The 25,425-nt window shown below is 71.3% G+C and carries 28 protein-coding genes; 9 read left to right on the forward strand and 19 right to left on the reverse strand.

Annotated features, from left to right (window positions below; genetic code table 11):
• Window positions 1-12: 12 nt before the first annotated feature.
• Both BM127_RS22120 and BM127_RS03920 read right to left on the reverse strand, forming a co-directional pair.
• Entirely contained in the window at window positions 13-1,179 is a 1,167-nt protein-coding gene (locus tag BM127_RS22120) for a hypothetical protein (RefSeq protein WP_091194568.1), read from the reverse strand.
• A gap of 2 nt (window positions 1,180-1,181) precedes the next feature.
• The gene (locus tag BM127_RS03920) at window positions 1,182-1,562 is read right to left on the reverse strand and encodes a hypothetical protein (RefSeq protein ID WP_139227628.1); all 381 of its coding nucleotides are present in this window, start codon (window positions 1,560-1,562) and stop codon (window positions 1,182-1,184) included.
• Between the two features lie 150 nt (window positions 1,563-1,712).
• Here BM127_RS03920 and BM127_RS03925 point away from each other — a divergent pair, with 150 nt between their 5' ends.
• The 3 genes from BM127_RS03925 to BM127_RS03935 all read left to right on the forward strand — a co-directional run bounded on the left by BM127_RS03925 (window position 1,713) and on the right by BM127_RS03935 (window position 4,739).
• On the forward strand, window positions 1,713-2,819 hold the full coding sequence (locus BM127_RS03925; RefSeq protein WP_091194573.1) for a hypothetical protein: 1,107 nt from the start codon (window positions 1,713-1,715) through the stop codon (window positions 2,817-2,819).
• A complete protein-coding gene (locus tag BM127_RS03930) occupies window positions 2,816-3,214 on the forward strand; it encodes a hypothetical protein (RefSeq protein ID WP_091194575.1) in 399 nt (132 codons plus the stop codon). The genes BM127_RS03925 and BM127_RS03930 overlap by 4 nt, the downstream gene beginning before the upstream one ends.
• A gap of 166 nt (window positions 3,215-3,380) precedes the next feature.
• Window positions 3,381-4,739, forward strand: coding sequence for a glycoside hydrolase domain-containing protein (locus BM127_RS03935; protein ID WP_091194578.1), 1,359 nt, complete (start codon window positions 3,381-3,383; stop codon window positions 4,737-4,739).
• A gap of 28 nt (window positions 4,740-4,767) precedes the next feature.
• Here the strand turns inward: BM127_RS03935 and BM127_RS03940 are convergent, their stop codons facing one another.
• From BM127_RS03940 to BM127_RS03975, 8 genes are all read right to left on the reverse strand, one after another.
• Window positions 4,768-5,223: a DUF3817 domain-containing protein gene (locus BM127_RS03940; RefSeq protein WP_091194581.1), complete on the reverse strand. Its 456-nt coding sequence runs from the start codon at window positions 5,221-5,223 to the stop codon at window positions 4,768-4,770.
• On the reverse strand, window positions 5,220-5,888 hold the full coding sequence (gene purQ / locus BM127_RS03945) for a phosphoribosylformylglycinamidine synthase subunit PurQ (RefSeq protein WP_091194584.1): 669 nt from the start codon (window positions 5,886-5,888) through the stop codon (window positions 5,220-5,222). Before purQ ends, BM127_RS03940 begins: the two co-directional genes overlap by 4 nt.
• Window positions 5,885-6,139: a phosphoribosylformylglycinamidine synthase subunit PurS gene (gene purS, locus BM127_RS03950; protein ID WP_091194587.1), complete on the reverse strand. Its 255-nt coding sequence runs from the start codon at window positions 6,137-6,139 to the stop codon at window positions 5,885-5,887. Before purS ends, purQ begins: the two co-directional genes overlap by 4 nt.
• Window positions 6,140-6,243: 104 nt before the next feature.
• Window positions 6,244-6,429: a hypothetical protein gene (locus tag BM127_RS03955; protein WP_091194589.1), complete on the reverse strand. Its 186-nt coding sequence runs from the start codon at window positions 6,427-6,429 to the stop codon at window positions 6,244-6,246.
• Window positions 6,429-7,994 (reverse strand): long-chain-fatty-acid--CoA ligase, encoded by a 1,566-nt coding sequence (locus BM127_RS03960; RefSeq protein WP_091194591.1) that lies wholly within the window; start codon window positions 7,992-7,994, stop codon window positions 6,429-6,431. Before BM127_RS03960 ends, BM127_RS03955 begins: the two co-directional genes overlap by 1 nt.
• Before the next feature lie 32 nt (window positions 7,995-8,026).
• Entirely contained in the window at window positions 8,027-8,581 is a 555-nt protein-coding gene (locus BM127_RS03965) for an SRPBCC family protein (RefSeq protein ID WP_269800928.1), read from the reverse strand.
• Entirely contained in the window at window positions 8,470-9,363 is an 894-nt protein-coding gene (locus BM127_RS03970) for a phosphoribosylaminoimidazolesuccinocarboxamide synthase (RefSeq protein ID WP_091194596.1), read from the reverse strand. The genes BM127_RS03965 and BM127_RS03970 overlap by 112 nt, the downstream gene beginning before the upstream one ends.
• Window positions 9,364-9,382: 19 nt before the next feature.
• A complete protein-coding gene (locus BM127_RS03975; protein WP_091194599.1) occupies window positions 9,383-9,934 on the reverse strand; it encodes an antibiotic biosynthesis monooxygenase in 552 nt (183 codons plus the stop codon).
• Window positions 9,935-10,065: 131 nt separating this feature from the next.
• Between BM127_RS03975 and BM127_RS03980 the strand changes: the two genes are divergently transcribed.
• Window positions 10,066-11,061, forward strand: coding sequence for a sulfotransferase family protein (locus BM127_RS03980; RefSeq protein WP_091194601.1), 996 nt, complete (start codon window positions 10,066-10,068; stop codon window positions 11,059-11,061).
• Here the strand turns inward: BM127_RS03980 and BM127_RS03985 are convergent.
• The 6 genes from BM127_RS03985 to BM127_RS04010 all read right to left on the reverse strand — a co-directional run bounded on the left by BM127_RS03985 (window position 11,045) and on the right by BM127_RS04010 (window position 17,111).
• Window positions 11,045-11,923, reverse strand: a complete 879-nt coding sequence (locus BM127_RS03985) for a hypothetical protein (protein ID WP_091194604.1) — start codon at window positions 11,921-11,923, stop codon at window positions 11,045-11,047. The two genes, BM127_RS03980 and BM127_RS03985, sit on opposite strands and share 17 nt — an antisense overlap.
• A 38-nt stretch (window positions 11,924-11,961) precedes the next feature.
• Window positions 11,962-12,231 (reverse strand): acylphosphatase, encoded by a 270-nt coding sequence (locus tag BM127_RS03990; protein ID WP_231263087.1) that lies wholly within the window; start codon window positions 12,229-12,231, stop codon window positions 11,962-11,964.
• A 278-nt stretch (window positions 12,232-12,509) separates the two neighbouring features.
• Window positions 12,510-13,937 carry an adenylosuccinate lyase gene (gene purB, locus BM127_RS03995; protein ID WP_091194607.1) on the reverse strand — a complete coding sequence of 476 codons (1,428 nt, stop codon included), beginning with the start codon at window positions 13,935-13,937 and terminating at the stop codon, window positions 12,510-12,512.
• 4 nt (window positions 13,938-13,941) lie between these two features.
• The gene (locus BM127_RS04000; RefSeq protein WP_091194609.1) at window positions 13,942-14,514 is read right to left on the reverse strand and encodes a TetR/AcrR family transcriptional regulator; all 573 of its coding nucleotides are present in this window, start codon (window positions 14,512-14,514) and stop codon (window positions 13,942-13,944) included.
• 48 nt (window positions 14,515-14,562) lie between these two features.
• Window positions 14,563-15,831: a phosphoribosylamine--glycine ligase gene (purD, locus tag BM127_RS04005; protein ID WP_091194612.1), complete on the reverse strand. Its 1,269-nt coding sequence runs from the start codon at window positions 15,829-15,831 to the stop codon at window positions 14,563-14,565.
• Window positions 15,828-17,111 (reverse strand): adenylosuccinate synthase, encoded by a 1,284-nt coding sequence (locus BM127_RS04010; protein WP_091194613.1) that lies wholly within the window; start codon window positions 17,109-17,111, stop codon window positions 15,828-15,830. Before BM127_RS04010 ends, purD begins: the two co-directional genes overlap by 4 nt.
• 120 nt (window positions 17,112-17,231) lie before the next feature.
• Between BM127_RS04010 and BM127_RS04015 the strand changes: the two genes are divergently transcribed.
• Entirely contained in the window at window positions 17,232-18,143 is a 912-nt protein-coding gene (locus BM127_RS04015; protein ID WP_231263086.1) for a diacylglycerol/lipid kinase family protein, read from the forward strand.
• Window positions 18,144-18,173: 30 nt separating this feature from the next.
• On the opposite strand, the gene BM127_RS04020 is transcribed toward BM127_RS04015, so the two are convergent.
• Complete coding sequence (locus BM127_RS04020) at window positions 18,174-19,145, reverse strand: helix-turn-helix domain-containing protein (protein WP_091194615.1); 972 nt, start codon at window positions 19,143-19,145, stop codon at window positions 18,174-18,176.
• A gap of 203 nt (window positions 19,146-19,348) precedes the next feature.
• Here BM127_RS04020 and lysS point away from each other — a divergent pair, with 203 nt between their 5' ends.
• Window positions 19,349-21,058, forward strand: a complete 1,710-nt coding sequence (gene lysS / locus BM127_RS04025; protein ID WP_091194617.1) for a lysine--tRNA ligase — start codon at window positions 19,349-19,351, stop codon at window positions 21,056-21,058.
• Between the two features lie 102 nt (window positions 21,059-21,160).
• On the opposite strand, the gene BM127_RS04030 is transcribed toward lysS, so the two are convergent.
• Entirely contained in the window at window positions 21,161-21,625 is a 465-nt protein-coding gene (locus BM127_RS04030; protein WP_091194619.1) for an acyl-CoA thioesterase, read from the reverse strand.
• Window positions 21,626-21,663: 38 nt separating this feature from the next.
• On the opposite strand from BM127_RS04030, the gene BM127_RS04035 reads away from it, so the two are divergent.
• From BM127_RS04035 to mctP, 3 genes are all read left to right on the forward strand, one after another.
• A complete protein-coding gene (locus tag BM127_RS04035; protein ID WP_091194622.1) occupies window positions 21,664-22,077 on the forward strand; it encodes a DUF3151 domain-containing protein in 414 nt (137 codons plus the stop codon).
• Window positions 22,078-22,165: 88 nt separating this feature from the next.
• Window positions 22,166-22,450 (forward strand): DUF3311 domain-containing protein, encoded by a 285-nt coding sequence (locus BM127_RS04040; RefSeq protein ID WP_231263085.1) that lies wholly within the window; start codon window positions 22,166-22,168, stop codon window positions 22,448-22,450.
• A 17-nt stretch (window positions 22,451-22,467) separates the two neighbouring features.
• Entirely contained in the window at window positions 22,468-24,177 is a 1,710-nt protein-coding gene (mctP, locus tag BM127_RS04045) for a monocarboxylate uptake permease MctP (protein ID WP_198554482.1), read from the forward strand.
• 82 nt (window positions 24,178-24,259) lie between these two features.
• Here the strand turns inward: mctP and fbaA are convergent, their stop codons facing one another.
• Entirely contained in the window at window positions 24,260-25,294 is a 1,035-nt protein-coding gene (gene fbaA, locus BM127_RS04050) for a class II fructose-bisphosphate aldolase (RefSeq protein WP_091194630.1), read from the reverse strand.
• Window positions 25,295-25,425 lie beyond the last annotated feature (131 nt).

A 25,425-nucleotide genomic window follows, 5' to 3' on the forward strand; every position in this document is an offset into this window, starting at 1 on the left:
CACGGCGCCAATCTACCGGCGCTGCGCGTGGTCCCCGTCGTCGGTCTCGGCGTCCGGCCCGAGGCCCTCGTCCACCTCGTCGCCCAGCTCGTCCTCCCGCTCGTCCTCCCGCTCGTCCTCCTCGAGCTCCACGTCGTAGGCCGGATCGCGATCGTCCTTCTCGGCCTCGCGCTCAGCCCGACGGGCGGCGCGCTCGGCCCGCCTCTCGGCGAGGGCGGCGCGCTTGGCCTCCTTCTCGCTCGCCCTGGCAGCTTCCCTGTCCCGTGCCAGCCGGGCGGCCTCGTCCTCGGTCGCGCCCTTCAGCGTCGGGGTCGCGAGCCGCCGGGCACCGGCGCGGCCGCTGTCCATGCCGCGCGACGTCGTCCCGCCGCGCACCCCCATCGCAGCGCCGCCCATGCCGCCCACGGGCGGCATGCCGGTCGTGGCCGCTCGAGCTGCGTCGCGGCGGCCCATCCCGCTGGCGGCGGTGGCGGCCAGGGGTGCGAGGCCGGCCGGGGAGGGACCGGACAGGCCCGACAGGTCGGGCATCGAGACGGAGAGGGGTGCGATCGGCGGGAGCGCCGTCACCCCGGACTGGGCCGAGCCGCGCACCGAGGTGGATGCCGGAGCGATCGCGCCGACACCGGTCTCCGCGCCGTCGGGCAGCCCGCCCGGGAAGGCGCCGCCGGTCAGGGTCGTGAGCTCGCTGCGGACCATGACGAACTCGGAGCGCGCGGACCTCAGCCGGGTGCCCTCCTGGTCGAGCGCCAGCGTCAGTCGCCGACGGATCTCGTCGGCCTCCGCCTGCCCCCGCGTGACCTTGCCGCGGTCGTCGTCCTCGGCGGGGCGGAAGACGAGGTGGCGCGACTCCCCCACGACGTCGTGCGGGACCATCGCGACGTTGGTCCAGGCCTGGTCGAGCTCCTTCTGCGCGGAGGTGAGGACCCCGCTGACGGCGCGCAGGCTGCCGGCGATCACGGCCGTCAGGTCGGTGAACCGGTCGAGGTGGGCGAGCACCTGGCGCCGGTGCTCCTCGTAGCTCTCGGCCGCGGCCGCGTCCCAGCCCTCCGTGGCCCGTCTGGCCACCGCGACCAGCTCGTCGCCCCGCCGGGCGAGCAGGGCACCGATCTCGGTCCAGCGCTGGGCGGCGAGGTCGAGCGGGCGCACGTCGGCGCGCAGCTCCCACGGGTTGGCCGGCACGGTCAGCGCCCCCAGCGGCCCGGCGTACGTCCCGGGCCGTCGTCGTAGAGGTGGCGGGTGGTCCGGTCGAGCTCGGCGGCCACGGTGTCGTCGGCTCGTACGGCGTCCTGCGCAGCGTCCACGAGCCCGGCGACGCCCACGCCGAGGGCGGCGGTGAGGGCGGTGACGACCTCGCCGGCGTCGGTGAGCGAGTCGGCGTAGGAGGCCGAGACGTTCAGCGCCCCGGTCGCGTCGCCGAGCGTGCCGCAGGCCGCGGAGAGGTCGTCGAGGGCGGCGGCCCAGTCCTGGCGCATCGTCGCCAGGATGGCGTCGGACGACGCGGCGAGCTCGACCAGCCTGGTCGGCTCGACCTGCATCAGCGCTCGCTTCCCGTCTCCGCTCACCTCTGCGGGATACCCGCGACCGGAGGGTCCAAACACGGCCTCGGTCGACCTGTGGGCAAACACTTCGCACGCGCGGGTTTCGCCCCGGGTACTTCGGGGAACGTCAGCGGGCACACCCCACGCCCCGAGCCAGGCCCTCCAGGAGCTGCGATGAACGCCGTGATGACCGTCGACCTCTCGGAGCTCGACGCCTGGTCCGCGCAGGTCCAGCGCGCCAGCGACGACCTCACCGGCATCGCCCGCAACGGCGGCCACAGCCTCGTCCAGACCGACTTCGGGCCGATCCTCGAGACCATGATGGGCGCCTACAACGCCCTCCTGCCCTCGGTGAACCAGTCGCTGGCGGACAACGGCACCGGGATGGCCGACCACGCCGAGGCGCTGCGGGCCACCGCCCGCGACTTCACCCTCACCGAGGACGGAGTCGTACGCCGCCACCAGGCGCAGGGCGTCGACGGGCGCGACGGGTCGACCGGCTTCTGGGACGTCGCCGACACCACGATCCGCCGGGCTGCTCCGACCGAGACCAGCCTCCCCCAGGTCAACTTCGGCTTTCCCTACGACACCGTCTGCGACCTGGTGCGCATGCTCACCGGCTTCGACATCCGCGCCGAGCTCGCCGAGAAGATCGGCGGCGACGTGGTCGGCGCCTCCTCGCAGGGCTCGTCGTTCGGCAGCCTCGGCACGTCGATGAAGGGCGTGGCCACCAACCTCCAGAGCGGTGGCCAGACGGTCTCGAAGAGCTGGCAGGGCGGCGCCTCGGACGCGGCGATCAAGCAGATCGGCACGTGGGTGGGCTCGCTCGACACCCAGGCCGGCCAGCTCGTCCGGATGGGCCAGAACGTCGTCCAGATCTGCAAGGACGCCTGGCAGACCGCGATGTCCGTCGTCGAGTGCGTGAAGTCCGCCGTGCAGACCGTGTCGTCGGCGCTCGCCAGGATGAGCATCCCCGGCGTCGGCTGGGCCCGCGTCGTGCAGGCCGTGTTCCAGGCGTTCCAGGCCGTGATGAAGGCCTACAAGGCGATCATGAAGCTCATCAACGTCCTCACGCAGGTGAAGTCCTTCATCGAGACCGTGAAGAACTTCTTCGACGAAGACGTGGCCCCCGTCTCGACGCCGACCGCGCCCACCTCGACCGGCACCCCGAGCAGCGTGACCCGCGACCCGGGCTCCATCACGACGCCGACGATCGGCCAGCGCCCGGCTCCGGTCGCGCCCTCCGCACCCGCGCCCGCCCCGGCATCATCGGCAGTATGAGCGACCCCCGCAGCCAGGCCGAGATCCTGGCAGCCATCAGCGAGGCCCGCGAGGACCTCACCGCGACCCTCTCCGACCTCCGGGCCACCGTCGATGAGATGAACGCGCGCCCGGTGCTCACCGACGAGGAGAAGCGCGCCCTCGAGGAGCAGGCGGAGTCCGGCGAGCTCGGCGAGGACATGAAGTCGCTCGTCGAGAAGATCACGGCCGGCGAGGACACGTGGGAGCGGGTCTTCGCCGGCGAGTCCCCCCACAGCCACCTGCTGCAGGGGCATCTCACGAAAATGTTCGAGGAGCACCAGGAGGACCTCGCGCTGGCCTTCGAGGAGCTGATCGAGGAGGAGGAGGCCAAGGGCAACTTCCTCTTCGACGAGGTGCCGACCAGCGAATCCTGAGCGCCGCGGAGTCGAGTGCGCGACGCCGTGCCGACTGCTACCGCGACCGCACTCGACCTCGGGAGAGGAACTACACGTCTGTAGTTCGCGCGAACCTCTGTTACGTGTGTGACTGGTGTGGTTCTCTGGCGGTCGCTCTCACTCTTCCCCGCTCAATGGAGTCACCATGCGTCGCCTTGTCCGTACGCTCGCCGCCGCGTCCGTCGCCGCCCTCGTGCTGCCCCTCCTCGGGCTGGTCTCGACGAGCGCCACCGCGGACGAGGCCCCAGCCGGCCGGATGGCCAGCCAGCGCCAGATCGCCCTGGCCACGCCCGGCGACTTCACCGGCCACGGCTTCGACCAGTGCCTCGCACCGACGCAGTCGGCCATGGACACCTGGTGGAAGAAGTCACCCTTCTCGGCCGTCGGCATCTACATCTCCGGCGACTCACGGGCGTGCCGCTCGCAACCCAACCTGAGCCCGACCTGGGTGGCGACCCAGGTCGCCCGCGGGTGGCGGCTGCTGCCGATCGCCCTGGGACCGCAGGCGTCGTGCCAGCCGCGCTTCCCCCGCTACCAGGACGACTTCACGATCTCGCCCTCCCCGACCGGCGGCTACGCCAAGGCCGCGGCGCAGGGCGCCGCCGAGGCCGACAAGAACGCCGCCGACGCGATGGCGTACGGCATCGGGCCGGGCAGCACCATCTGGTACGACCTGGAGGGCTTCAACCTCGGCGACACCCACTGCCGTGAGTCGGCGCTGGTCTTCGTGTCCCGCTGGGTCACGCGCATCAAGGAGCAGGGCTACGTCGCCGGCTTCTACTCGAGCGCCAGCTCGGGCATCAAGATGCTCGACGACGCGCGCGTCCAGCGACCCGGGCAGTTCGCCCTGCCGGACCGCATCTGGATCGCCCGCTGGGACGGCGTGGCCAACACCTCGACGACCTACATCCCCGAGGACGGCTGGCGCCCGGGCGGCCGGATGAAGCAGTACCTCGGCGGCCACAACGAGACCTGGGGCGGCGTCACGATCAACATCGACAGCAACTTCCTCGACCTCGGCGCCGGGTCCGTCGCGCGCGCCGAGGGCCGCTGCCCCGGCACCCGCCTCGGCTTCTGGAAGTACCCCACGCTCTCCCCCGCCGCCGCGCAGCCGACGCGGGTCAAGGTCCTCCAGTGCCTGCTGATCGAGCAGGGCACCTACTCCGGCGCGATCAACGGGGCGTACGACGCCGCGACCGTCGCCGCGGCCCGCGCCTGGCAGGCCTCGCGGAAGTTCTCCCCGACCGACACCTTCGAGAAGCGGCACTGGACGGCACTCCTGGCCGCCGGCGCTCGTACGACGATCAAGCGGGGCTCGACCGACGAGTCGGTCCACCGCCTGCAGCGGGCGCTCAACGCGGCCGGCGCCGGACGGTTCAAGGCGACGGGTGTCCTCGACGCCAAGACCGAGAAGGCGCTGCGTGCCTACCAGGCGCGTCTGCGGATCGCGGTCTCCGGTGTCGCCACCCCGCAGACCTGGAACAAGCTGCAGCAGGGCAAGTAGCCCGACCCGCAGTCCGTCGACGTCTGCCTCAGGCGGGCGGACCGACCACGAGCGCGACGCCGGTCAGGCCGGCGACCGCGACCACGGCGACGAGCAGGCCCTGGGCCGGTCGGCGCAGCAGCCACGCGGTCACCTTCTCGATGGCGCCGCGGGGCGCCTCCGACCGCAGCCGCCACTCGTCACCGAGCAGCCCCGAGCGCTCGGCGTACCTCTCGAACGGCACCGTCGCGAACGGCGGCACCGCCGCGACCAGGCCGAGGGCGAGGCGGCCGAGCGGCCACCGCTGGTCGACCGCCAGCAGGACGGTCGCGAGGCAGTAGGCGATGAAGACGACGCCGTGGACCATGCCGAAGACCTGCACACCGAGCTCGGTGGTCTCCGTGACGTACTTGAGGAACATCCCGGTCAGCAGCAGCGCCCAGGTGATCGCCTCGGCGACGGCGGCCGTGCGGTAGAGGGTGCGCGGGGTGGGGCGGGACTTCACGCAAACGCCTGCTCGACGAGCGAGGTGAAGAAACCGAGACCGTCGGTGCCGGGTCCGGTGAGGTCCTCGACCGCGTGCTCGGGGTGCGGCATCAGGCCGACCACGTTGCCGCGCTCGTTGGAGATGCCCGCGATGTCGCGCAGCGAGCCGTTGGGGTTGCCCTCGAGGTAGCGCGCGACCACGAGGCCCTCGCCCTCGAGCCGGTCGAGCGTGGGCTCGTCGGCGACGAAGCCGCCCTCGCCGTTCTTGAGCACGATCGTCACCTCGGCGCCGGCGGCGTACGCCGACGTCCAGGGGGTGTCGACCCGTTCGATCCGCAGCCGCTGGTCGCGGCACACGAATGTGCGGTGGTCGTTGCGGATCAGCGCACCGGGCAGCAGGTGCGACTCGCAGAGGATCTGGAAGCCGTTGCAGATGCCGAGGACCGGCATCCCCTTGCCGGCCGCCTCGATGACCGACGCCATGACCGGGGCGAAGCGGGAGATCGCGCCGCAGCGGAGGTAGTCGCCGTAGGAGAAGCCGCCGGGGAGCACGACCGCGTCGACACCCCTGAGGTCCTCGTCGCCGTGCCAGAGCGCGACGGCCTCGTGGCCGCCGATGGACACCGCGCGGCGCGCATCGACGTCGTCGAGCGAGCCGGGGAAGGTGACGACGCCGACCTTCATGCCCGTTCCCCCTGCGCGTGCACCTCGAAGTCCTCGATCACCGGGTTGGAGAGCAGCTTCTCAGCCATCTCGCGCACCTCAGCGAGGAGGGCATCACTGGCGTCACCCTCGAGCTCGATCTCGAACCGCTTGCCCTGACGGACGTCGCTGACGCCGGCGAACCCCAGCCGGGGCAGGGCGCCGAGGACGGCCTTGCCCTGCGGGTCGAGGATCTCGGGCTTGGGCATGACATCGACGACGTATCGGGCCACGGAGTGCTCCTGAGGACAGGCGGGGCTGGGCAGGGCTGATTCTAGTGACGTACCGGAGCGGGGCACGCCCGGGTCCACCCCAGCGCCGCCGACCTGACGGCCCGTCAGGCCCTGCGGCGCGCCGAGACCACGATCAGCCCCACGCCGAGCCCCGCGAGGATCGGGCCGAGGATCGCCCAGAGGGTCTGGTCGGTCATCGCGCTGCCCTCGAGGTAGCCGAGGCCCTGGAAGGTCCACACCGCACCGACGAGCACCATGATCGCGCCCATCGCGATCCACAGCGCGCGCATCAGCTGAGCTCCCGCTTGAGGATCTTGCCGGTGGCCGTCATCGGCAATGCGTCGACGAACTGGACGATGCGGGGGTACTTGTAGCCCGCCATCTGGTCCTTGCCCCAGGCCACCAGCTCGTCCTCGGTGACGCTCGCGCCGTCCTTGCGGATGACCACTGCCTTGATCTCCTCGCCGTGGCTCTCGTGCGGCACGCCGATCACGGCGGCGAGCGAGACGTCGGGGTGGGTGAGGAGGACTTCCTCGATCTCGCGCGGATAGACGTTGTAACCGCCGCGGATGATCATGTCCTTGGACCGGTCGACGATGTAGTACCAGCCGTCGCCGTCCTTGCGACCGAGGTCGCCGGAGCGGAACCAGCCGTCGACGATCGCGTCGTCGGTGGCCTCGGGACGTCCGTAGTAGCCCTTCATGATGTTGGGGCCCTTGATCGCGATCTCGCCGACCACGTCGTCGCCGTCCTCGAGGTCCTCGCGGACGCCGGGCTCGGGGTTGATCAGCTTCATCTCGACGCCGGGGATCGGGCGTCCGATCGAGCCGACCCGGGCGGGCTCGCCCCAGACGGAGAAGCTGGCGACCGGCGACGTCTCGGAGAGGCCGTAGCCCTCCAGGATCGTCACGCCGAAGCGCCGCTCGAACTCCTTGTGCACCTCGACCGGCAGCGCCGAGCCGCCGGCCGCGGCGACCCGCATCGTGTCGGCGAGCTTCTTGACGTCGACACCCGAGTCGTCGAGGGCGCCGAGGAGCCCCCAGTACATCGTCGGCACACCGGCGAAGAAGGTGACGCCCTCCTTGTCCATGAGGCCCAGCGCCGGGCCGGCCTCGAAGCGCGGCAGCAGCACGACCGTTCCGCCGAAGGCGAAGCCGGCGTTCATGATCACCGTCTGGCCGAACGAGTGGAAGAGCGGCAGCACGCACAGCAGCGTGTCGGGGTTGTCGGCGTCGGCCCCGAAGAGCGCGTCGCTCGCGAGCGCGTTGGAGATCATGTTGCGGTGCATCAGCTCGGCGCCCTTGGGCTGGCCGGTGGTGCCGGAGGTGTAGAGGATGACGGCGGTGTCGTCGCCGTCGACCTCGCGGGTCTCGAACACCGGCGACTGCCCCTTGAGCGCCTGGCCCAGGGTCTCTGTCCCCTCGATCGGGGACTCGGCGGCCGGGTCGGCGGTGATGACGAAGAAGTGCTCGCTCCCGTCGGTCTGCTCGAAGCCGGCGTGGCCCTCCGCGCCGATCGGCAGCTCGGGCGTGCCCTGGAAGCAGAAGTAGGCCTTCGCGTCCGAGTCGTCGAGGTGGTAGGCCACCTCGCGGCCCTTGAGCAGGACGTTGAGCGGGACGACCGTCGCTCCGGCCTTGAGGATGCCGTAGTAGACGATCGGGAAGTAGGGCAGGTTGGGGCAGCTCAGCGCCACCTTGTCGCCCGGCTGGATCCCGCGCGAGACCAGCAGGTTGGCCACCTGGCTGGCCCCGGCGTTGACCTGGGCATAGGTGAGGCGGGTGTCGCCCAGCACCACCGCTGTGCGGTCCGGGTGGGCCTGGGCAGAGCCTTCGAGGAGCGAGGAGAGGTTCGGCATGACGCAAACCTACTCACGGGTGGTGACGCGCGTCACCCGTCGTCTCGTGGCCGCGCGCCGAGGATCTTCCCGGCCTTGCGGAGGTCCGCGGCGATGGCCTGCGAGGCCAGCAGGCCGGCGGCCCCGGCCGGCAGCGCCCACGCTCCGCTGCCCGTGAGCTCGCCGTCGGCGCGCACGCGGCAACCACCGACGACGTCGGTGAAGTGGAGGGAGAGGGTCGCGCTGACCCCGCGCCAGGTGCCGCGCTCGGTCCAGACGCGGTAGGGCGTGAGCTCGGTGGTCTCCATCTGCGGACGTACGCCGACGCTCGTCGTCTCGCGCCACGCCTGCCCGAGGTGGGGCTCCTCGTCGGGCGGCACGTCGACCGACTTCAGCGAGGACTGCCACTCGGGTCGGTTGCGCGGGTCGCACAGGTAGCGGAAGGCCACCGCCGCCGACACCGGCATCTCGACGGTCGCGGTGATCCGCCGCGGGCTCAGAACGTCTCCCCGGTGAGCAGCTCGAAGGCCTCGACGTAGCGCGAGCGGGTGCGCTCGACGACGGCCGCGGGCAGGACGGGCGGCGCCTCTCCGGACGTCCGGTCCCAGCCCGACTCGCCGGTCAGCCAGTCCCGCACGATCTGCTTGTCGTACGACGCCTGGGTGCGGCCGGGCTGCCACTGGTCGGCCGGCCAGAAGCGCGAGCTGTCGGGGGTGAGGACCTCGTCGGCGAGGATCGTGGTGCCATCAGGACGGCGGCCGAACTCCAGCTTGGTGTCGGCGAGCAGGATGCCGCGCTCCCTGGCGATCGCGTGGGCCTTGCCGTAGACCTCCATGGTCAGCATCCGGAGCTCGGCTGCCGCGTCGTCGCCGACGGCCTCGCACACCGCTTCGTAGTCGACGTTCTCGTCGTGGTCGCCCAGGTCGGCCTTCGTCGCCGGGGTGAAGATCGGCTCGGGCAGCCGGCTGCCGTCCTGGAGACCGGCGGGCAGCGCGATGCCGCAGACCTCGCCGGTGCGGTGGTAGTCGTGGAGGCCGGAGCCGGTGAGGTAGCCGCGTGCCACACACTCGACGGGGAACATCTCGAGCCGCTCGCAGATCACCGCGCGCCCGGCCACGGAGGCCGGCACGTCGGTCGACACGACGTGGTTGCCGACGAGGCCGTCGAGCTGGGCGAACCACCACAGCGACATGCGGGTGAGGATCTCGCCCTTGTCGGGGATGGTGGAGTCGAGGACGAAGTCGTAGGCGGAGATGCGGTCGCTGGCCACCATCAGCAGCCGGCCGTCGTGCTCACCCCCGTCGATCCGGTAGAGGTCACGGACCTTGCCGGAGTGGAGGTGGGTGGTGCCCTCGATCGCGGGGGCAGCGGGGATGTTCAGCTCGGCCACACCCCGAGCCTAGTGGTGCCTAGCGGTGGAGCCACCAGCTCATCCGGCGCGTGATCCACGGCAGGACGACGTACGTCATGAGCGGCGTCATCACCAGGATCGTCACGAAGACCCGGAGCACGAGCGGCCAGTCGGCCAGCGGCGTGTGGCCCACGGCGAAGTTGACGGCCAGGCTGAGCGGGAAGAAGCCCATGAAGATGACGACCATCTGCTTCCAGCGCGGCGGCGGGGTCGGCGCCGGGGAGGTCGACTCGATCGACGTCGGCTCGTCGAACCAGCCCTCGATGCCCGTACGCCGTTCGCGGCTGCGCTCCTCGACGCTGCCCTGCGCCGCCTCGAGCCACCACTCCCGCTGGGGCGAGGCGTCCCAGGCCGCGAGGGACTCAGCGTCGGCGAAGCGGTAGAGCATGTGCCAGTCGGACGAGTCCTCGCTGGGCCGCACCCAGCCCGAGCCCAGGAAGCCGTCGAACTTCTCGGCCAGCGACGTCCCCGCCTGCACCCACGCGAGCATCTCGCTGGAGCGGGACGGGTCGACGTGGCGGGTGACGGACACGGTGACAGGGGCGGACATGCCCTCCAGTGTCGGGCGCGGGAGGGGTCGGCGGGTAGCCGAGGACGACGAGATCCCGGACACGCTGGCGTCGCATTGTCAAGTGATCTAGTCTACAAACAGTGCCTTCGTCCCCCACCCTGGGAGTCCCCATGTCCCGAGCGCCGCGCCCCGACTTCCTGGTGATCGGTGCGCCCAAGGCCGGCACCACCGCGCTGCACGCCGCGCTGGCGCAGCACCCGGAGGTCTTCGTGTCCGACCCCAAGGAGCCGAAGTACTGGCTCTGCGACGGCGCTCCGCCGCCCGCGTGGCGCGGGCCGGGCGACAAGCACTCGCAGCAGGAGTGGATCTGGCGCGCCGACCGCTACTTCCCGCTCTTCGAGCCCGCCGGCGACCACCAGGTGCGCGGCGAGAGCACACCGTTCTACCTGTGGAGCCGCGGCGCCCACCGCCGGATCGCCGAGGACCTCCCGGACGTACGGCTCATCGCGGTCGTCCGCGACCCGATCGACCGGGCGTACAGCAACTGGATGCACCTGTGGTCCGACGGCCTCGAGCCGGAGTCGGACTTCGTGACGGCGTTCGGTCGCGAGGCCGAGCGCGTACGCGCCGGATGGGCGCCGTTCTGGCGTTACGGCGAGCTGGGGCGCTACGGCGAGCAGCTCCAGCACCTGCACCGGTACGTCGACCCGGCGCGGATCCTCGTCGTCCGCTACCGCGACCTCGTCGACGAGCCACGGGCGACCGTCGACCGGGTGAGCCGGTTCCTCGGCATCCGGGAGGGGCTCGTCGACGCCATCCCCCGCGACAACTCCCGCAGCTTCGTCCCGCCGGGTTGGCGGCCGCTGCTCTTCGGGCCGGTGGTGCGCGGAGGCGCTCGCCTCGGCCAGTTCGTGCCGCCCGAGGTCTGGAGACAGCTGCACCCCCTGACGATCGGCCTGCTCAGCGACCGCAGCGAGGCCGCCCGTCCACGGCTCGACGCCACCCGCCGGCAACGCCTCGTGGACGAGTACGCCGACGACATCGGTCTGCTCTCCGAGCTCACCGGGCAGGACTTCGAGGACTGGCTCTCGCCCGAGAGCCGCGGCTCCTACGCGGAGCGGTCCGCGACCGTGACGCCGATCGGGGCCGTCAGCGCACGCAGGTGACCAGGTCGTGCGCACCGTCGGAGCGCGCGGCCTCGACGTAGTAGCGCACCCGCCCGTCCGGCAGCGGCACGGCCGTGGCGTAGCGGAACGCACCATCGGCGTGAGGCGAGGAGATCGGCGGCCGGGCGGTGCGGGTCAGCGCCGTTCCGTCCCACACCGCCACCCCGGTGGTCTCGAACCAGTTGGACTCGGCGTCCTTGCGACCGTCGTACAGCACCGTGCCGTCAGGCAGCACCGCGCTCACGCGGGCGCCGCGCGCGTCCCACTCACCGGGGCGTCCGGCGAGCACCTCACCCCGGTCCTCCCAGTCGAGTCCGTCGACGCTGGTCAGCCGGCGCGTGGTCATCCGGTCCTCGTGGCCGGGCTCGTCGAGCGGGTGGCAGCACAGCCACATCTCGTAGCCGTCGTCGCCGACCGTGATCACCGGGTCCTTGACGCCGGTCTCGCGGTCGCCCTCGTGCACGCGTCGTCGTACGCCGCCGGGCAGGCGCTCGACCGTGTCGGCGGTGAGGCTGTCGACCCACCAGTGCTTGGTGCCGGGGGTGGCGCAGGAGAGGTAGAGCCGCCACCCGCCCTCCCGGAGCGGGACGAGGACCGGCCTCTCGAAGGACTCGGCCCCGAAGGCCTCGCGGGACACCTCGGTCACCGGCTCGAAGGTCACGCCGTCCGCGGAGCGGGCCACGACGACGGAGACGCCGCGGCCGTCGGTGAGGGGACGGCGGACCCGCCAGGTGAGCCAGAAGACCCCGTCGACGAGCACCGCGCTCGCCGCCCCCGCCCAGTTGCCGGCACCCGGGCCGGGAGCGGGCACCACGACCCGGACGTCGTCGTAGGTCGGCGGGGCTGCGGTGGTGAGAGCCATGCAGCGATCATAGTCGACTAGTTAAGTCGAGTTTGGGATCAGGCGGTGATGGTGAACGTGGTCGCTTCGGCTGGTGCCGCCTCGCGCACCGCGACGTCGCGGACGCGGGCCATCCCCGGCCCCTCGTGGCACCAGGCGACCAGCGCGTCGACAGCCTCGTCCTCGCCCTCGGCGTGCAGCAGCACCGAGCCGTCGGGCTCGTTGCGCACCCAGCCGACGACGCCGAGGCGGCGGGCCTGCTCCTGGGCGTACCACCGGAACGAGACGCCCTGCACCCGCCCGCTCACCCGCACCTGGACCGCCTTCATGCCCTCCATCATCCGCTTGCGTGGTGGTGGCTGGGCACCTCCCCCGGTCGCCAACTCACCAGTTGGTCCGCCAACTCGTCGGTTGGCGACTTGGGTCTCAGCCGCGCGCTCGCGGGCCTACTCGTCGGTTGGCGACTTGGGGGCCCAATCCACCGGGTCGTGCCCACCCAACCCGCCAACTCACCAGTTGGCGGACCAACTCGTCGGTTGGCGACTTGGGGGCCCCAGCCTCACACCCGCGGACCAGCTCGTCGGCGGGCGGCTGGGGTGACCGAGCCTCAGAGGATGGCGCCCGGCACGTACGCCGCCGCGGCGGGGTGGCGGGCCGCGAGCGCCTCGACCCGGGCGACGACCGCACGGGTCTGGGCCACGGCAGCGCCGGTGAACTCGATCGGGTCCGCGACGAGGGCGTCGATCTGGTCGCGGGTGAGGCCGAGCCTCTGGTCGGTGGCGAGCTTGGCGAACACGTCGTTGTCGACCTGCCCGGCGCGCATCGCGAGCGCGGTGCCGACGGCCGCCTCCTTGATCGCCTCGTGGGCGGCCTCGCGGCCGACCCCGTTGCGGACCGCGGTCATCAGCACCTTGGTGGTGGTGAGGAACGGAAGGTAGCGGTCGAGCTCGCGCTGGATCACGGCCGGGAAGGCGCCGAACTCGTCGAGCACGGTGAGGAAGGTCTGGAAGAGGCCGTCGGTGGCGAAGAACGCGTCGGGCAGCGCGACCCGGCGCACCACCGAGCAGGACACGTCGCCCTCGTTCCACTGGTCGCCGGCGAGCTCGCTGACCATCGACAGGTGGCCGCGCAGGATCACGGCAAGGCCGTTGACGCGCTCGCAGGAACGGGTGTTCATCTTGTGGGGCATCGCAGAGGAGCCGACCTGCCCCTCCTTGAACCCCTCGGTGACGAGCTCGTGGCCGGCCATCAGCCGGACCGTGGTGGCGAGGTTGGAGGGACCGCTGACCAGCTGCACCAGCGCGGCGACGACGTCGAAGTCGAGGGAGCGCGGGTAGACCTGGCCGACGCTGGACAGGGTCTGCTCGAAGCCGAGGTGGGCCGCGACCCGCTGCTCCAGGTCCTCGAGCTTGTCGGCGTCACCGTCGAGCAGGTCGAGCATGTCCTGGGAGGTGCCCATCGGCCCCTTGATCCCGCGCAGCGGGTAGCGGGCGAGCAGCTCCTCGATCCGCTGGACGCCGATCAGCATCTCGTCGGCGATCGTCGCGAAGCGCTTGCCCAGCGTGGTCGCCTGCGCTGCCACGTTGTGCGAGCGGCCGGCCATCACGGTGACCTCGTGCTCGGCGGCGAGCCGTCCCAGGCGCACCAGCGCGGCGACGGCCCGGTCGCGGACGACCTCGAGCGAACGGCGAACCTGCAGCTGCTCGACGTTCTCGGTGAGGTCGCGCGAGGTCATGCCCTTGTGGATGTGCTCGTGGCCCGCCAGCGCGGAGAACTCCTCGATGCGCGCCTTCACGTCGTGGCGGGTGACCCGCTCGCGGGCGGCGATCGAGTCGAGGTCGACCCGGTCCACGACGGCCTCGTAGGCCTCCACCACGCCGTCGGGGACGTCGATGCCGAGGTCGCGCTGGGCCTTGAGCACGGCGATCCAGAGCTGCCGCTCGAGGACGATCTTGTGCTCGGGCGACCAGATCGCGGCGAGGTCGGCGCCGGCGTAGCGGGTGGCCAGGACGTTGGGGACGGTCACGGCCGTCATTCTTTCACTCCGGGGAGACGAGCCGGCGGGCCGCGTCCACCACGGCCGCTCGGCGCTTGGGCCGGGTGTTGTTGCGCGCGGTCGGGGTGTACTCCGGCGGCAGCGACGCCCAGGTCGTCGCCAGGCTGAGCAGCAGCCCCAGCAGCACGTCGGCGGCGAACGCGTCGGTGACGCGGCCGTCGCGCTGCGCGGCACGGATCGCGGCGACCTTCGTGGCGTTGGCCCCAAGGATCGCGGCGTTGGGTGGGTCGTCGTCGGAGCGCTCGAGGCGGTACCAGGTGGCGAGCCGCGCGAGCGAGGGGTCGTCCTCGAACTGGTCGAAGATCCGGCCCATCGACTCAGGGAGGTCGTCGGCGTCGAACGGGTCGGCCTCGACCACGTCGTGCATCAGCCCGGCCAGGACCGCGCCGAAGAGGCCGTCCTTGCTGCCGAAGTAGTGGTAGATCTGCGCCTTGTTGGTCCGCGCGGCCGCAGCGATCCGGTCGACGCGGGCACCGGCGATGCCGAACTCGGCGAACTCGGCCGCCGCCGCATCGAGCAGACGTCGGCGGGTCGCCTCCGCATCGCGTGGTGCCATGGCTGCGAACCTATCAACCAACCGTCCAGTTGACACCCGGGGCCGACGTCAGTCGAGCGCGGCAGCGCCCTCCATGACGCCGAGCGGCTCGGCCGCGATGTCGCGGCGCCACTGGGCCCCGGGAAAGCTGATGCTCGCGATGCCCTCGTACGCCTTGGCGCGGGCGTCGGCGACGTCGGCGCCGATCGCGCGCACCGCGAGTACGCGCCCGCCGGCCGTGACGAGGCCGGCCTCGCTCCGGGCTGTGCCCGCGTGGATCACGTCGACGTCCGTCTCGGCCGCCAGCGTCTCGGTGCCGACGACGACGTCGCCCGTGCTCGAGCCCTCCGGGTAGCCCGCGCTGGCCATCACCACGGTCACCGCGGCGCCGTCGGCGAAGGTCGGCGGCGGTACGGCCGCCAGGTCGCCCTGCGCCGCGGCGTGCAGCAGGGCACCGAGCGGCGACCCGAGCAGCGCCAGCACCGGCTGGATGTCGGGGTCGCCGAAGCGGACGTTGAACTCGATGACCTTGGGACCGGCCGCCGTGAGCGCCAGCCCGACGTACAGGCAGCCGACGAAGGGCGCCTCGAGGCGACGCATCTCGGCGAGCGTCGGCGCCACCACCTGCTCCATCACGGTGTCGACGATGCCGTCGGGCAACCAGGTGAGTGGCGCATAGGAGCCCATGCCGCCGGTGTTGGGACCGCGGCCGCCGTCGAAGATGCGCTTGAAGTCCTGGGCGGGCAGCAGCGGACGGCCGACCGTGCCGTCGCAGACGACGAAGAGGGAGAACTCAGGACCGTCGAGGAACTCCTCCACGACGACCCGGTCGCAGCCCGCAGCATGGGCCAGCGCCTCGTCGCGGTCGTTGGTGACGACCACGCCCTTGCCGGCGGCGAGAGCGTCGTCCTTCACGACGTACGGCGCGCCGAAGGCGTCGAGCGCTGCGGCCGTCTCCTCTGCGTTCGTGCACGTGCGCGAGCCGGCCGTGGGGACGCCGGCCGTCGCCATCACGGCCTTGGAGAACGCCTTGGAGCCCTCGAGGCGGGCGGCAGCAGCAGAGGGACCGAAGCAGAGGATCCCGGCCTGCGTGACCGCGTCCGCGACCCCGGCCACCAGCGGCGCCTCGGGCCCCACGACGACCAGGTCCGCCCCGAGCGAGGTCGCCAGGGCGGCGACGGCGGGGCCGTCCATCAGGTCCACGTCGTGGAGGGTCGCGACCGCACCGATGCCCGGGTTGCCGGGGGCGGCGTGCACCTCGCTCACCGCCGGGTCGCGGGCGAGCGACAGGGCCAGGGCGTGCTCACGGCCGCCGGTGCCGACGACGAGGACCCTCACGGGTGGACGACCACCGTCTGCTCCCGACCGGGACCGACCCCGACGGCCCAGATCTTGGCGCCGGAGATCCTCTCGAGGGCCTGGACGTAGACCTGTGCGTTCTTCGGCAGGTCCTCGAAGGAGCGGCACCCGGAGATGTCGGTCTGCCAGCCGTCGAAGTACTCGTAGATCGGCTTCGCGTGGTGGAACTCGGTCTGGGTCATCGGCATCTCCTCGACCCGCTGACCGTCGATCTCGTAGGCGACGCAGACCGGGATCTGCTCCCACGCACCCAGGATGTCGAGCTTGGTGAGGAAGAACTCGGTGAGGCCGTTGACCCGGCTGGCGTAGCGCGCGACCACGGCGTCGTACCAGCCGCAGCGCCGGGTGCGGCCGGTGGAGACACCGATCTCGCCGCCGAGCGTCTGGAGCTGGATGCCGTCGTCGTCGAACAGCTCGGTGGGGAACGGCCCGGAGCCGACGCGGGTCGTGTAGGCCTTGATGACCCCGATGACGCGGTCGATCCGGGTGGGGCCGATGCCGGCGCCCACGCACACGCCGCCGGCGACCGGGTTGGAGGACGTGACGAACGGATAGGTGCCGTGGTCAACGTCGAGCATGGTCGCCTGAGCGCCCTCGAAGAGCACGGTCTGGCCGGCGTCGAGCGCCTGGTTGAGCAGCAGCGAGGTGTCGCACACCATCGGTCGTAGCCGCTCCGCGTAGGACACGAGCTCCTCGACGACCGCGTCGACCTCGATCGCACGACGGTTGTAGACCTTGGTGAGCAGGTGGTTGCGGACGTCGAGGGCAGCCTCGACCTTCTCGCGCAGGATCTTCTCGTCGAACAGGTCGGCGATGCGCACGCCGACGCGGTTGATCTTGTCGACGTAGGCCGGGCCGATGCCGCGGCCGGTGGTGCCGATCTGATTCTTGCCGAGGAAGCGCTCGGTGACCTTGTCGATCGTCGCGTGATAGCTCGCGATGACGTGGGCGTTGGCGCTGACCTTGAGGTCGGCGACCTCGACGCCCCGTGCGATCAGGCCGTCGAGCTCGCGGAACAGCGCCTCCGGCGAGACGACGACACCGTTGGCGATGACCGACGTGGCACCCGGCGTCAGGATGCCGCTGGGCAGCAGGTGGGTGGCGTACTTCTCGCCGTTGATGACGATGGTGTGGCCGGCGTTGTGGCCGCCGCTGGTGCGGACCACGAAGTCGATGGGGTCCGTGGTGGCCAGCTGGTCGGTGGCCTTGCCTTTGCCCTCGTCGCCCCACTGGGCGCCGAGCACGACGATCGCGGGCATCTCAGCCCTCCTAGTCACGTCATCAGAAGTGGTCCGTGCAGAAATGCAGAGCGCCCCGGGCACAAGGCATCGGGGCTCTTGCGGAGTCACGCTACCGCACCGTGGACTAGTGTCCGCCTCGTGCGCTCCTTGCTCGTGATCACCAACGCCGATGCCGGCACGTCCGATGAGGAGCGCCTCGACCTCGCCCTCACCATCCTCCGCGAGGACGCCTCGGTCGAGGTCGCCAAGACCTCCAACCCCGGCGAGCTCGACGGGGTCCTGCACCGAGCCGGAGGCCGGACGGTGGTGGTGGCTGGCGGCGACGGAAGCATGCACGCCGTGGTCAAGGCCCTGCACAAGCGCCACGAGCTCGCCGGGGCCACGCTCGCGCTCCTGCCGATGGGCACCGGCAACGACTTCGCGCGGGGCAACGACATCCCGCTCGAGATCGAGGACGCCGCCCGCCTCGTGCTCGCCGGCGAGCCGCGGAAGGTCGACCTGCTGGTCGACGAGACCGGGAGCATCGTCGTCAACAACGTCCACGTGGGCGTCGGCGCACAGGCCAGCCGCAAGGGCCACAAGTGGAAGGGGCGGCTCGGCTCGGTCGGCGTGGGCAAGGTCAACCTCGGCAAGCTCGGCTATCCGATCGGCGCCCTCCTGTCGACCTTCCACCCGCCGAGCTGGCGGATGCGCGTCGAGATCGACGGCGTGGTCGTCAACGACGTCAACCGCCCGGTGCTGATGGTCGCCATCGGCAACGGCAGCAACGTCGGCGGCGGCACCGAGCTCAACCCCGACGCCGACACCGAGGACGGGATGCTCGACGTGATGATCAGCCGCGCGGTCTCGCCGATGGCGAAGCTGGGCTACGTCGCCCGCCTGCGCAAGGGCGAGCACGACGAGCGCGACGACGTCACCACGCTGAAGGGCCGGTCGGTGAAGGTCAGCGGTGACGAGTTCTGGCTGTCGGCCGACGGCGAGATCTCCGGTCCCGAGCGCAGCCGCAGCTGGCGCCTCGAGCCGGCGGCGTACTCCATGATCCTGCCCTGACCGACTGCCCCGCCACACGCGGCCGGCGGCTCAGAGCCAGCCGCGTCGGACCGCCTCGACGCCCGCCTGGAAGCGGGTGTCGACCCCGAGCTCGCTCATGAGGGCGGCGACCCGGCGACGTACGGTGCGCAGGCTGATGTCGAGGTTGCGCGCGATCTGCTCGTCCTTCACCCCGTCTGCGAGCTCGGCGAGCAGCAGCCGGCGGTGGTCGTGCTCGGCGAGCCGGTCGCCGCGGCCGTCGACGCGGCTGGCGGTCTCCCACAGCTCGTCGAAGTAGGCCTGCAGCACCCCGACCAGGGACTCCTGCCGGACCACGACGCGGCGGTCGGAGCCCGTGCCGAGGGGTTCGGGGACGATCGCGCGGCGCGGACCGACGATCACCATGCGGGTGAGGACGCTGGGCACCACGCGGATCTCCTCGCCGATCTCCGCGCGCATCCGCAGCATGTGGGGCGCCTCCGACATCGCCCGGGCGGGATAGATCGCCCGGACCCGGCGACTCTCGCGGACGGCGTTGCCGACGGCCACCGCCATGTCCGACTCGCTCGGGAGGCGCCACTGGTCGGGTCGCAGGAAGCACAGGTCACCGCGCTTCTCCCGGATCCACTGGGCGATCAGGCCCGGGACGTCGGACTCCGAGGACACGTCCCCGTCGATCTGCTGGTCGTCGGTGACGTGGCGGTCGGGGCGCTCGGCCAGCAACGGCAGCACCTCGGCCATCCGCGCGAGCTCGTTGGCCGCGACGCCGAGCCCGGCAGCCTGGGCGGCCAGGGCCCGACTGGTGGCGGTGGCCGGGTCGATGACGTGCAGCACGCCACCGTCGACCGTCACGATCCCGAGAGCCATCAGTGGCTCGAGCTGGACGAGCAACCGCTCCGGCGACAGCAGCATGCTGGCCGCGACCTGGTCGATCGACTGGCCCGAGCCGGCCAGGACCCGGAGGTAGACCGGCTCCATCTGCGTCGGCAGTCCCAGGGCTCCGACGACCGCGCTGTCCTTCACGTTGGCATTTTAGTGCCAACGGCCACTTGGAGCCACCTGTCCAGTCCGGCCGACTGGCACAATGCTGCCGACCACTCGGGAGAGCCACGTGGACACGGGGGTGACCGCGTCGGCTCAGGAGCTCTGCCTCCGTCGAGTGGTGACGCCGGAGCCGCCGCGGGGGACGGCTCCGGCGTCAGCATGACCACCGATAACCTTGCGCCATGGCACGAGGCGGACGGCAGAGTCAGGGCAATCCCGTCGACTGGGTGACGCGCGCGGCGGACGACGCCGTACGCCACGCGGGTGAGGGCAACCTGGTGACCGTCGCGTCCGGCGCCTCTCCCAGCGGCCCGATCCACCTGGGCAACCTGCGCGAGTTCATCACGCCCCACTTCGTGGCCGAGGAGCTCAGGCGCCGCGGGGTCGCGGTGCGCCACCTCCACTCGTGGGACGACTTCGACCGCTTCCGCAAGGTGCCGGCCGGCGTGCCCGCCGAGTGGGCCGACCACATCGGCCGCCCGCTCACCGCCGTGCCCGACCCGTGGGAGTGCCACGCCAACTGGGCCGAGCACTTCAAGGCACCGCTGCAGGACGCCCTGCGTGAGCTCGGCGTCGAGATGGAGGAGATCTCGCAGACGGAGATGTACACCTCCGGCGCCTACCGCGAGCAGGTCCTCCGGTCCGTGGCCCGTCGCGACGACATCGAGGCGGTGCTCGCGGCGCACCGCACCAAGAAGGTGAGCGCGGGCGAGGACGCCTCGGCGCAGGAGGCAGCGGACCTGGCGGAGTCGGTCGCCAACGAGGAGGACGTACCGGCTGCCACCGACGCGATCGCCCGTTTCCCCTACCGCCCCTACTGCCGCGGGTGCAGCCGCGACACGGTCACCACCACGGCCTACGACGAGGACACCACGACGTTGTCCTACACGTGCTCCTCGTGCGGCTACGAGGGCACGACGGACCTGTCGACCGACAACGACGGCAAGCTCGTCTGGAAGGTCGACTGGCCGATGCGCTGGGCCTACGAGTCGGTCAACTTCGAACCGGCCGGGCGGGACCACATGACGCCCGGCTCGTCCTACACGGTCGGCACCGAGATCGTGTCCACGATCTTCGACTGGCGCGCGCCGGCCCGGGTGATCTACGCGTTCGTCGGCTTCGCCGGTGTGCAGAAGATGTCGTCGTCGGCGGGTGGCGTGCCGACCGCGGTCGACGCCCTGCGGATCCTCGAGGCGCCGATGCTGCGCTGGCTCTACGTCCGCCGCGCCCCGACGCAGGCCTTCGACATCGACTTCGGCCCGGCAGTGGTCCGGCTCTACGACGAGTGGGACGCCCTCGGCCGCAAGGCCGACGACCCCGAGAAGGCCGACGTCGCGACGCTGGCCTGGCACCGCGCGTCCGCGACCGCGTCCGCCGGCCCGCTGCCCACCCCGAGCGTGCCGGTCCCCTTCCGGACCCTGTCGTCGGTCGCCGACGTGACCGCCGGCTCCGCCGACCTCATCTCCCGGATCGTGGAGTCCTCCGGATTCCCCCACGACTCCGTCTCCGACCTCGAGCCCCGGCTGTCCAAGGCGATGCAGTGGACGGTCGAGCACGTGCCCGCCGACGAACGCACGACGGTCCGCGAGGCCCCGGACGCCGAGCGCCTCGCCGCACTCACCGAGGACGAGGAGCTGTGGCTGCGGATCTTCCTCGACCGGCTGCCGACCGACGGCGACCTCGAGGCCGTCACGTCCGTTGTCTACGGCGTACCGAAGGTCGCCCGCGGCCTCGGCTTCGAGGACGCACCGACCGACCAGGTCAAGGCCGACCAGAAGGACTTCTTCCGGTTGCTCTACCACCTGCTCGTCGCCGCGGAGCGCGGTCCGCGGCTGCCCACGCTGGTGCTGGCGCTGGGGCCGGAGAAGGTACGCCGGCTGCTCGGCGCCTGAGGCCCGCCGGTCCGACACCGTGCAGGCAGTTCGCCGCCTGCTCCACCCGGCTCAGCGTGGGCGAGCGCCGACGTGGCTCGAACTGCCTTCATGGTGTCGAGGTCAGCGGCGGAAGCCGACCGGCTCGCCGAGGTAGCGCTCGAGGTCGGCGCGCACGCTGTCGTTGATCGGCCAGGCGGACTGGGCGGTGTGGTCCCAGAGCACGTTGACGCACTCCCAGATCGCGGCCGGGCCACCGCCTGCCTCGACGCGGAGCTCGGCGACGACGGTGAAGGAGGACCCGCCGATGCGTGAGACCCAGAGCGAGGCGAGGAACGGCTGGTAGGGGACGAACCGCATCTCGGAGTGGTACTCGATGGTCTGCGAGGCGACCAGCTCGGACACCCCGTCGTCGAGGCCGTGGAGCAGTCCGGTCGCGCCGGCCGGCAGTCCCGGCAGGCGTGCGAAGCGCAGGAACTCGTAGCGCGCCTCGTCGAGCACCCGGACCGCCTCGACGTTGTCGACGTGCCCGGCAAGGTTGATGTCGCGGTAGCGCGCCTGGATCTCGGTGGTGAAGGTCTCGCCCATGGGAGCAGTCTGTCGGGTCGACGTGACAGGCTGGCGGCATGTCCCACGTTGACCTGATGGCCGGTCCCCCTCCCACCCACCTGCCCGCCGACCCTGCGGACGCCGAGCTCGCCGGGGGCGAGACGCCCGCTGCCGTCGTGCGCCGTCACCCGGAGTCGCCGGCCGCCTGGGCCGCGCTCGCCCAGCAGGCCCACGAGGCCGGCGCCGACGACGTGACGGTCTACGCCTACGCCCGCGTCGGCTACCACCGCTCGCTCGACAACCTGCGTCGCAACGGCTGGAAGGGCCACGGCCCGGTGCCGTGGGAGCACGAGCCCAACCGCGGCTTCCTCCGCTCCCTCGCCCTCCTCGCGCTGGCCGCTCGGGCCATCGGCGAGGACGCGGAGTGGGAGCGGTGCTCGTCGTTCCTGCGTGACTCGAGCGCGAGCGCGGCGGTCCAGCTGCTCTCCTGACCGCTCGTCGCGGCAGACCGACCGCTGGTCGCGTCGTGGGCGTCGGTGACGCCGTGATGACGGTCACGGCGCGAGTAGGGTCTCGCGCATGAATCCCGGGAACACAACTCCACAGTCGCGCCCCGAACAGGGCCCACCCCCGACCGACAAGGGCAAGATGGCGCTCGCCGGCGTCCTGCTCATGATCCCGATCGTCGTGCTGCTCTGGGTGCCGCACTACGCCAAGGTCGAGCCCACGCTCTGGGGCTTCCCCTTCTTCTTCTGGTACCAGTTCCTCTGGGTCTTCATCTGCTCCGGGCTCACCTACACCGCCTACCGGCTCACGCTGTCGGCCCGCGGCCGGACCACGCACAAGGTGGGTGAGGACCGATGACACCGCAGCTCACCGTCATGGCATCGGACACCAGCGGGATCAACGGCGTCGCGCTCACGGTGCTGATCGTGCTGTTCCTCATCGTGACCGTCGCCGGCTTCATGGCCAGCCGGTTCCGGCGCGCCGACTCGTTGGAGTCGCTCGAGGAGTGGGGCCTCGGTGGCCGCTCGTTCGGCACCTGGATCACGTGGTTCCTGCTCGGCGGCGACCTCTACACCGCCTACACCTTCGTCGCGGTGCCCGCGGCGATGTTCGCGACCGGTGCCGTGGCCGGCTTCTTCGCCGTGCCCTACACGATCATCCTGTACCCGATCATCTTCATCTTCATGGCGCGGCTGTGGTCGGTGAGCCACCGCCACGGCTACGTCACCACGGCCGACTTCGTCCGCGGACGGTACGACGACCGCACCCTGTCGCTCGCCGTGGCGGTCACCGGGTTCGTCGCGACGATGCCCTACATCGCGCTCCAGCTCGTCGGCATCCAGGCGGTGCTGGAGGTGGCCGGGCTCGGCGGCGGCGACAACATCATCGCCAAGGACGCACCGCTCTTCATCGCCTTCGCCGTGCTGGCGGCCTACACCTACTCCAGCGGCCTGCGAGCACCCGCGGTGATCGCGTTCGTCAAGGACATCCTGATCTACCTCGTCATCATCGTCGCGATCGTCTACCTGCCCGGCCAGGTCGGCGGCTGGGAGGCGATCTTCGGCGCGGCCCAGGACAAGATGGACGCCAACAACGCCGCCGCGGTCGAGGCCGGCCTCCCGCCGTCGTCGTCCTTCGTGCCCGGCTCCGGCGCCTTCTGGGCGTACGCCACCCTCGCCCTCGGCTCGGCCATGGCGCTGTTCATGTATCCCCACTCGATCACCGCGTCGCTGTCGTCGAACTCGCGCAACACGATCCGCCGCAACGCCTCGATCCTGCCGGCGTACTCGTTCGTGCTGGGCCTGCTGGCCCTGCTCGGCTGGGTGGCGATCGCCGCTGGCACGCAGCCGATCGGTCTCGACGGCGAGGCCAACGCCCAGCTCGTGATCCCGCAGCTCTTCGAGGACATGTTCCCGGCGTGGTTCGCCGGCGTGGCCTTCGCCGCGATCGCGATCGGCGCGCTCGTGCCGGCCGCGATCATGTCGATCGCCGCGGCCAACACCTTCAGCCGCAACATCTACAAGGAGTGGCTCAAGAAGGACGCCACCCCGGCGCAGGAGGCCAAGGTCTCCAAGCTGATGTCGCTGCTGGTGAAGGCCTTCGCGCTGATCTTCGTGCTGACGCTCGACAAGCAGAACGCGATCAACTTCCAGCTCCTCGGCGGGATCTGGATGATGCAGACCTTCCCGGTGATCGTGTTCAGCCTCTTCACCCGCTGGTTCCACCGCTACGGGCTGCTGCTGGGCTGGGCGGTCGGCATGGTCTACGGCACGATCGAGGCCTACCAGGTCGTCAACCCGGTGACCGGCAAGCACTTCGGCGGCTCGCTGGGGCTGATCCCCGGCATCGAGGAGATGGGCTACATCGCCGTCACGGCCTTCGTGCTCAACGTCGTCGTCGCCGTCGTGGTCAGCGCGATCTGCAACGCGATGAAGGTCTCCAACGGCAAGGACGAGACGATCCCGTTCGACTACTTCGCCGACGCGGACGACCCGCGCGTGCAGAAGGACCTCGAGGACCACTCGACCCACGGCCAGGCGTACGGCGACCCGGACGACGTGCCGGGCAACGCGCCGGCGCGCTAGGTCGTACGCCGCGCCCGTCGAGCGGTGGTCCACCCACGTATCCGCACACGGGAACGTGGGTGGGCCACCGCCCCAGCAGGCGTCAGCCGGCGAGCGAGGTGCCGGCGGAGCGGAGGTTCTCGCACGCCTCGACGATGCGGGCGGCCATGCCGTTCTCGCCCGCCTTGCCCCAGGCGCGGGGGTCGTACTGCTTCTTGTTGCCGACCTCGCCGTCGACCTTCAGCACGCCGTCGTAGTGGGCGAACATGTGGGCCGCGACGGGGCGGGTGAAGGCGTACTGGGTGTCGGTGTCGACGTTCATCTTGATGACGCCGTAGTCGACCGCGTCGCTGATCTCCTGAGCGGTCGAGCCCGAGCCGCCGTGGAAGACGAGGTCGAAGGGACGCGCGTCGGAGCCCAGGCCGAGCTCGGAGGCGGCGGCCTCCTGGGCGGCCTTGAGGATCTCCGGGCGGAGCTTGACGTTGCCGGGCTTGTAGACACCGTGCACGTTGCCGAAGGTCAGGGCGGTCATGTAGCGACCGCGCTCGCCGGCACCGAGGGCCTTGATCGTGGCGATCGCGTCCTCGGGGGTCGTGTAGAGCTGGTCGTTGATCTCGTTGGCGACGCCGTCCTCCTCGCCACCGACGACACCCACCTCGATCTCGAGGATGATGTGGGCCGCCGCGCACTTGGCGAGCAGCTCCTCGGCGATCTCGAGGTTCTCGCCCATCGGCACGGCCGAGCCGTCCCACATGTGCGACTGGAACAGCGGCGCCTCGCCGCGGGCGACGCGCTCGGCGGAGATGTCGAGCAGCGGCCGGACGAAGCCGTCGAGCTTGTCCTTGGGGCAGTGGTCGGTGTGCAGCGCGATGTTGACCGGGTAGTTCTTGGCGACCTCGGCGGCGTAGGCGGCGAAGGCGACCGAGCCGGTGACCATGTCCTTGATCGACGGGCCGGAGAGGTAGTCGGCGCCACCGGTGGACACCTGGATGATGCCGTCGGAGCCGGCGTCGGCGAAGCCCTTCAGCGCGGCGTTGAGGGTCTGGGAGGACGACACGTTGATGGCCGGGTAGGCGAAGGACTTGGCCTTCGCGGCGTCCAGCATCTGCGCGTACACCTCGGGGGTGGCGATGGGCATGGGTTCTCCTCGGAAGCAGTCGTTCAGGCGCTGACAACCCTAGTGGCTACTCGCGAGTCGCAATCTCGTCGCGCAGGCGTCTCACTCCGTGACAACCGATCGTGCGGATGCACCGTGTCCACCGGTGGAAG

Source organism: Nocardioides alpinus, from assembly GCF_900112035.1.
GTDB lineage: Bacteria > Actinomycetota > Actinomycetes > Propionibacteriales > Nocardioidaceae > Nocardioides > Nocardioides alpinus.

Bases quoted from the DNA above. Each gene is read 5' to 3' on its own strand.
- BM127_RS04035 (WP_091194622.1), top strand. From the start codon at position 21,664: ATGTCCCACGTTGACCTGATGGCCGGTCCCCCTCCCACCCACCTGCCC.
- mctP (WP_198554482.1), top strand. From the start codon at position 22,468: ATGGCATCGGACACCAGCGGGATCAACGGCGTCGCGCTCACGGTGCTG.
- BM127_RS03990 (WP_231263087.1), bottom strand. From the start codon at position 12,231: ATGAAGGCGGTCCAGGTGCGGGTGAGCGGGCGGGTGCAGGGCGTCTCG.
- BM127_RS03955 (WP_091194589.1), bottom strand. From the start codon at position 6,429: ATGCGCGCGCTGTGGATCGCGATGGGCGCGATCATGGTGCTCGTCGGT.
- purB (WP_091194607.1), bottom strand. From the start codon at position 13,937: ATGACGGCCGTGACCGTCCCCAACGTCCTGGCCACCCGCTACGCCGGC.
- purQ (WP_091194584.1), bottom strand. From the start codon at position 5,888: ATGAAGGTCGGCGTCGTCACCTTCCCCGGCTCGCTCGACGACGTCGAT.
- fbaA (WP_091194630.1), bottom strand. From the start codon at position 25,294: ATGCCCATCGCCACCCCCGAGGTGTACGCGCAGATGCTGGACGCCGCG.
- BM127_RS03980 (WP_091194601.1), top strand. From the start codon at position 10,066: ATGTCCCGAGCGCCGCGCCCCGACTTCCTGGTGATCGGTGCGCCCAAG.
- BM127_RS04000 (WP_091194609.1), bottom strand. From the start codon at position 14,514: ATGGCACCACGCGATGCGGAGGCGACCCGCCGACGTCTGCTCGATGCG.
- BM127_RS03930 (WP_091194575.1), top strand. From the start codon at position 2,816: ATGAGCGACCCCCGCAGCCAGGCCGAGATCCTGGCAGCCATCAGCGAG.
- BM127_RS03985 (WP_091194604.1), bottom strand. From the start codon at position 11,923: ATGGCTCTCACCACCGCAGCCCCGCCGACCTACGACGACGTCCGGGTC.
- lysS (WP_091194617.1), top strand. From the start codon at position 19,349: ATGGCACGAGGCGGACGGCAGAGTCAGGGCAATCCCGTCGACTGGGTG.
- BM127_RS03925 (WP_091194573.1), top strand. From the start codon at position 1,713: ATGAACGCCGTGATGACCGTCGACCTCTCGGAGCTCGACGCCTGGTCC.
- BM127_RS03975 (WP_091194599.1), bottom strand. From the start codon at position 9,934: ATGTCCGCCCCTGTCACCGTGTCCGTCACCCGCCACGTCGACCCGTCC.
- BM127_RS04010 (WP_091194613.1), bottom strand. From the start codon at position 17,111: ATGCCCGCGATCGTCGTGCTCGGCGCCCAGTGGGGCGACGAGGGCAAA.
- BM127_RS03935 (WP_091194578.1), top strand. From the start codon at position 3,381: ATGCGTCGCCTTGTCCGTACGCTCGCCGCCGCGTCCGTCGCCGCCCTC.
- BM127_RS03960 (WP_091194591.1), bottom strand. From the start codon at position 7,994: ATGCCGAACCTCTCCTCGCTCCTCGAAGGCTCTGCCCAGGCCCACCCG.
- BM127_RS04030 (WP_091194619.1), bottom strand. From the start codon at position 21,625: ATGGGCGAGACCTTCACCACCGAGATCCAGGCGCGCTACCGCGACATC.
- BM127_RS04040 (WP_231263085.1), top strand. From the start codon at position 22,166: ATGAATCCCGGGAACACAACTCCACAGTCGCGCCCCGAACAGGGCCCA.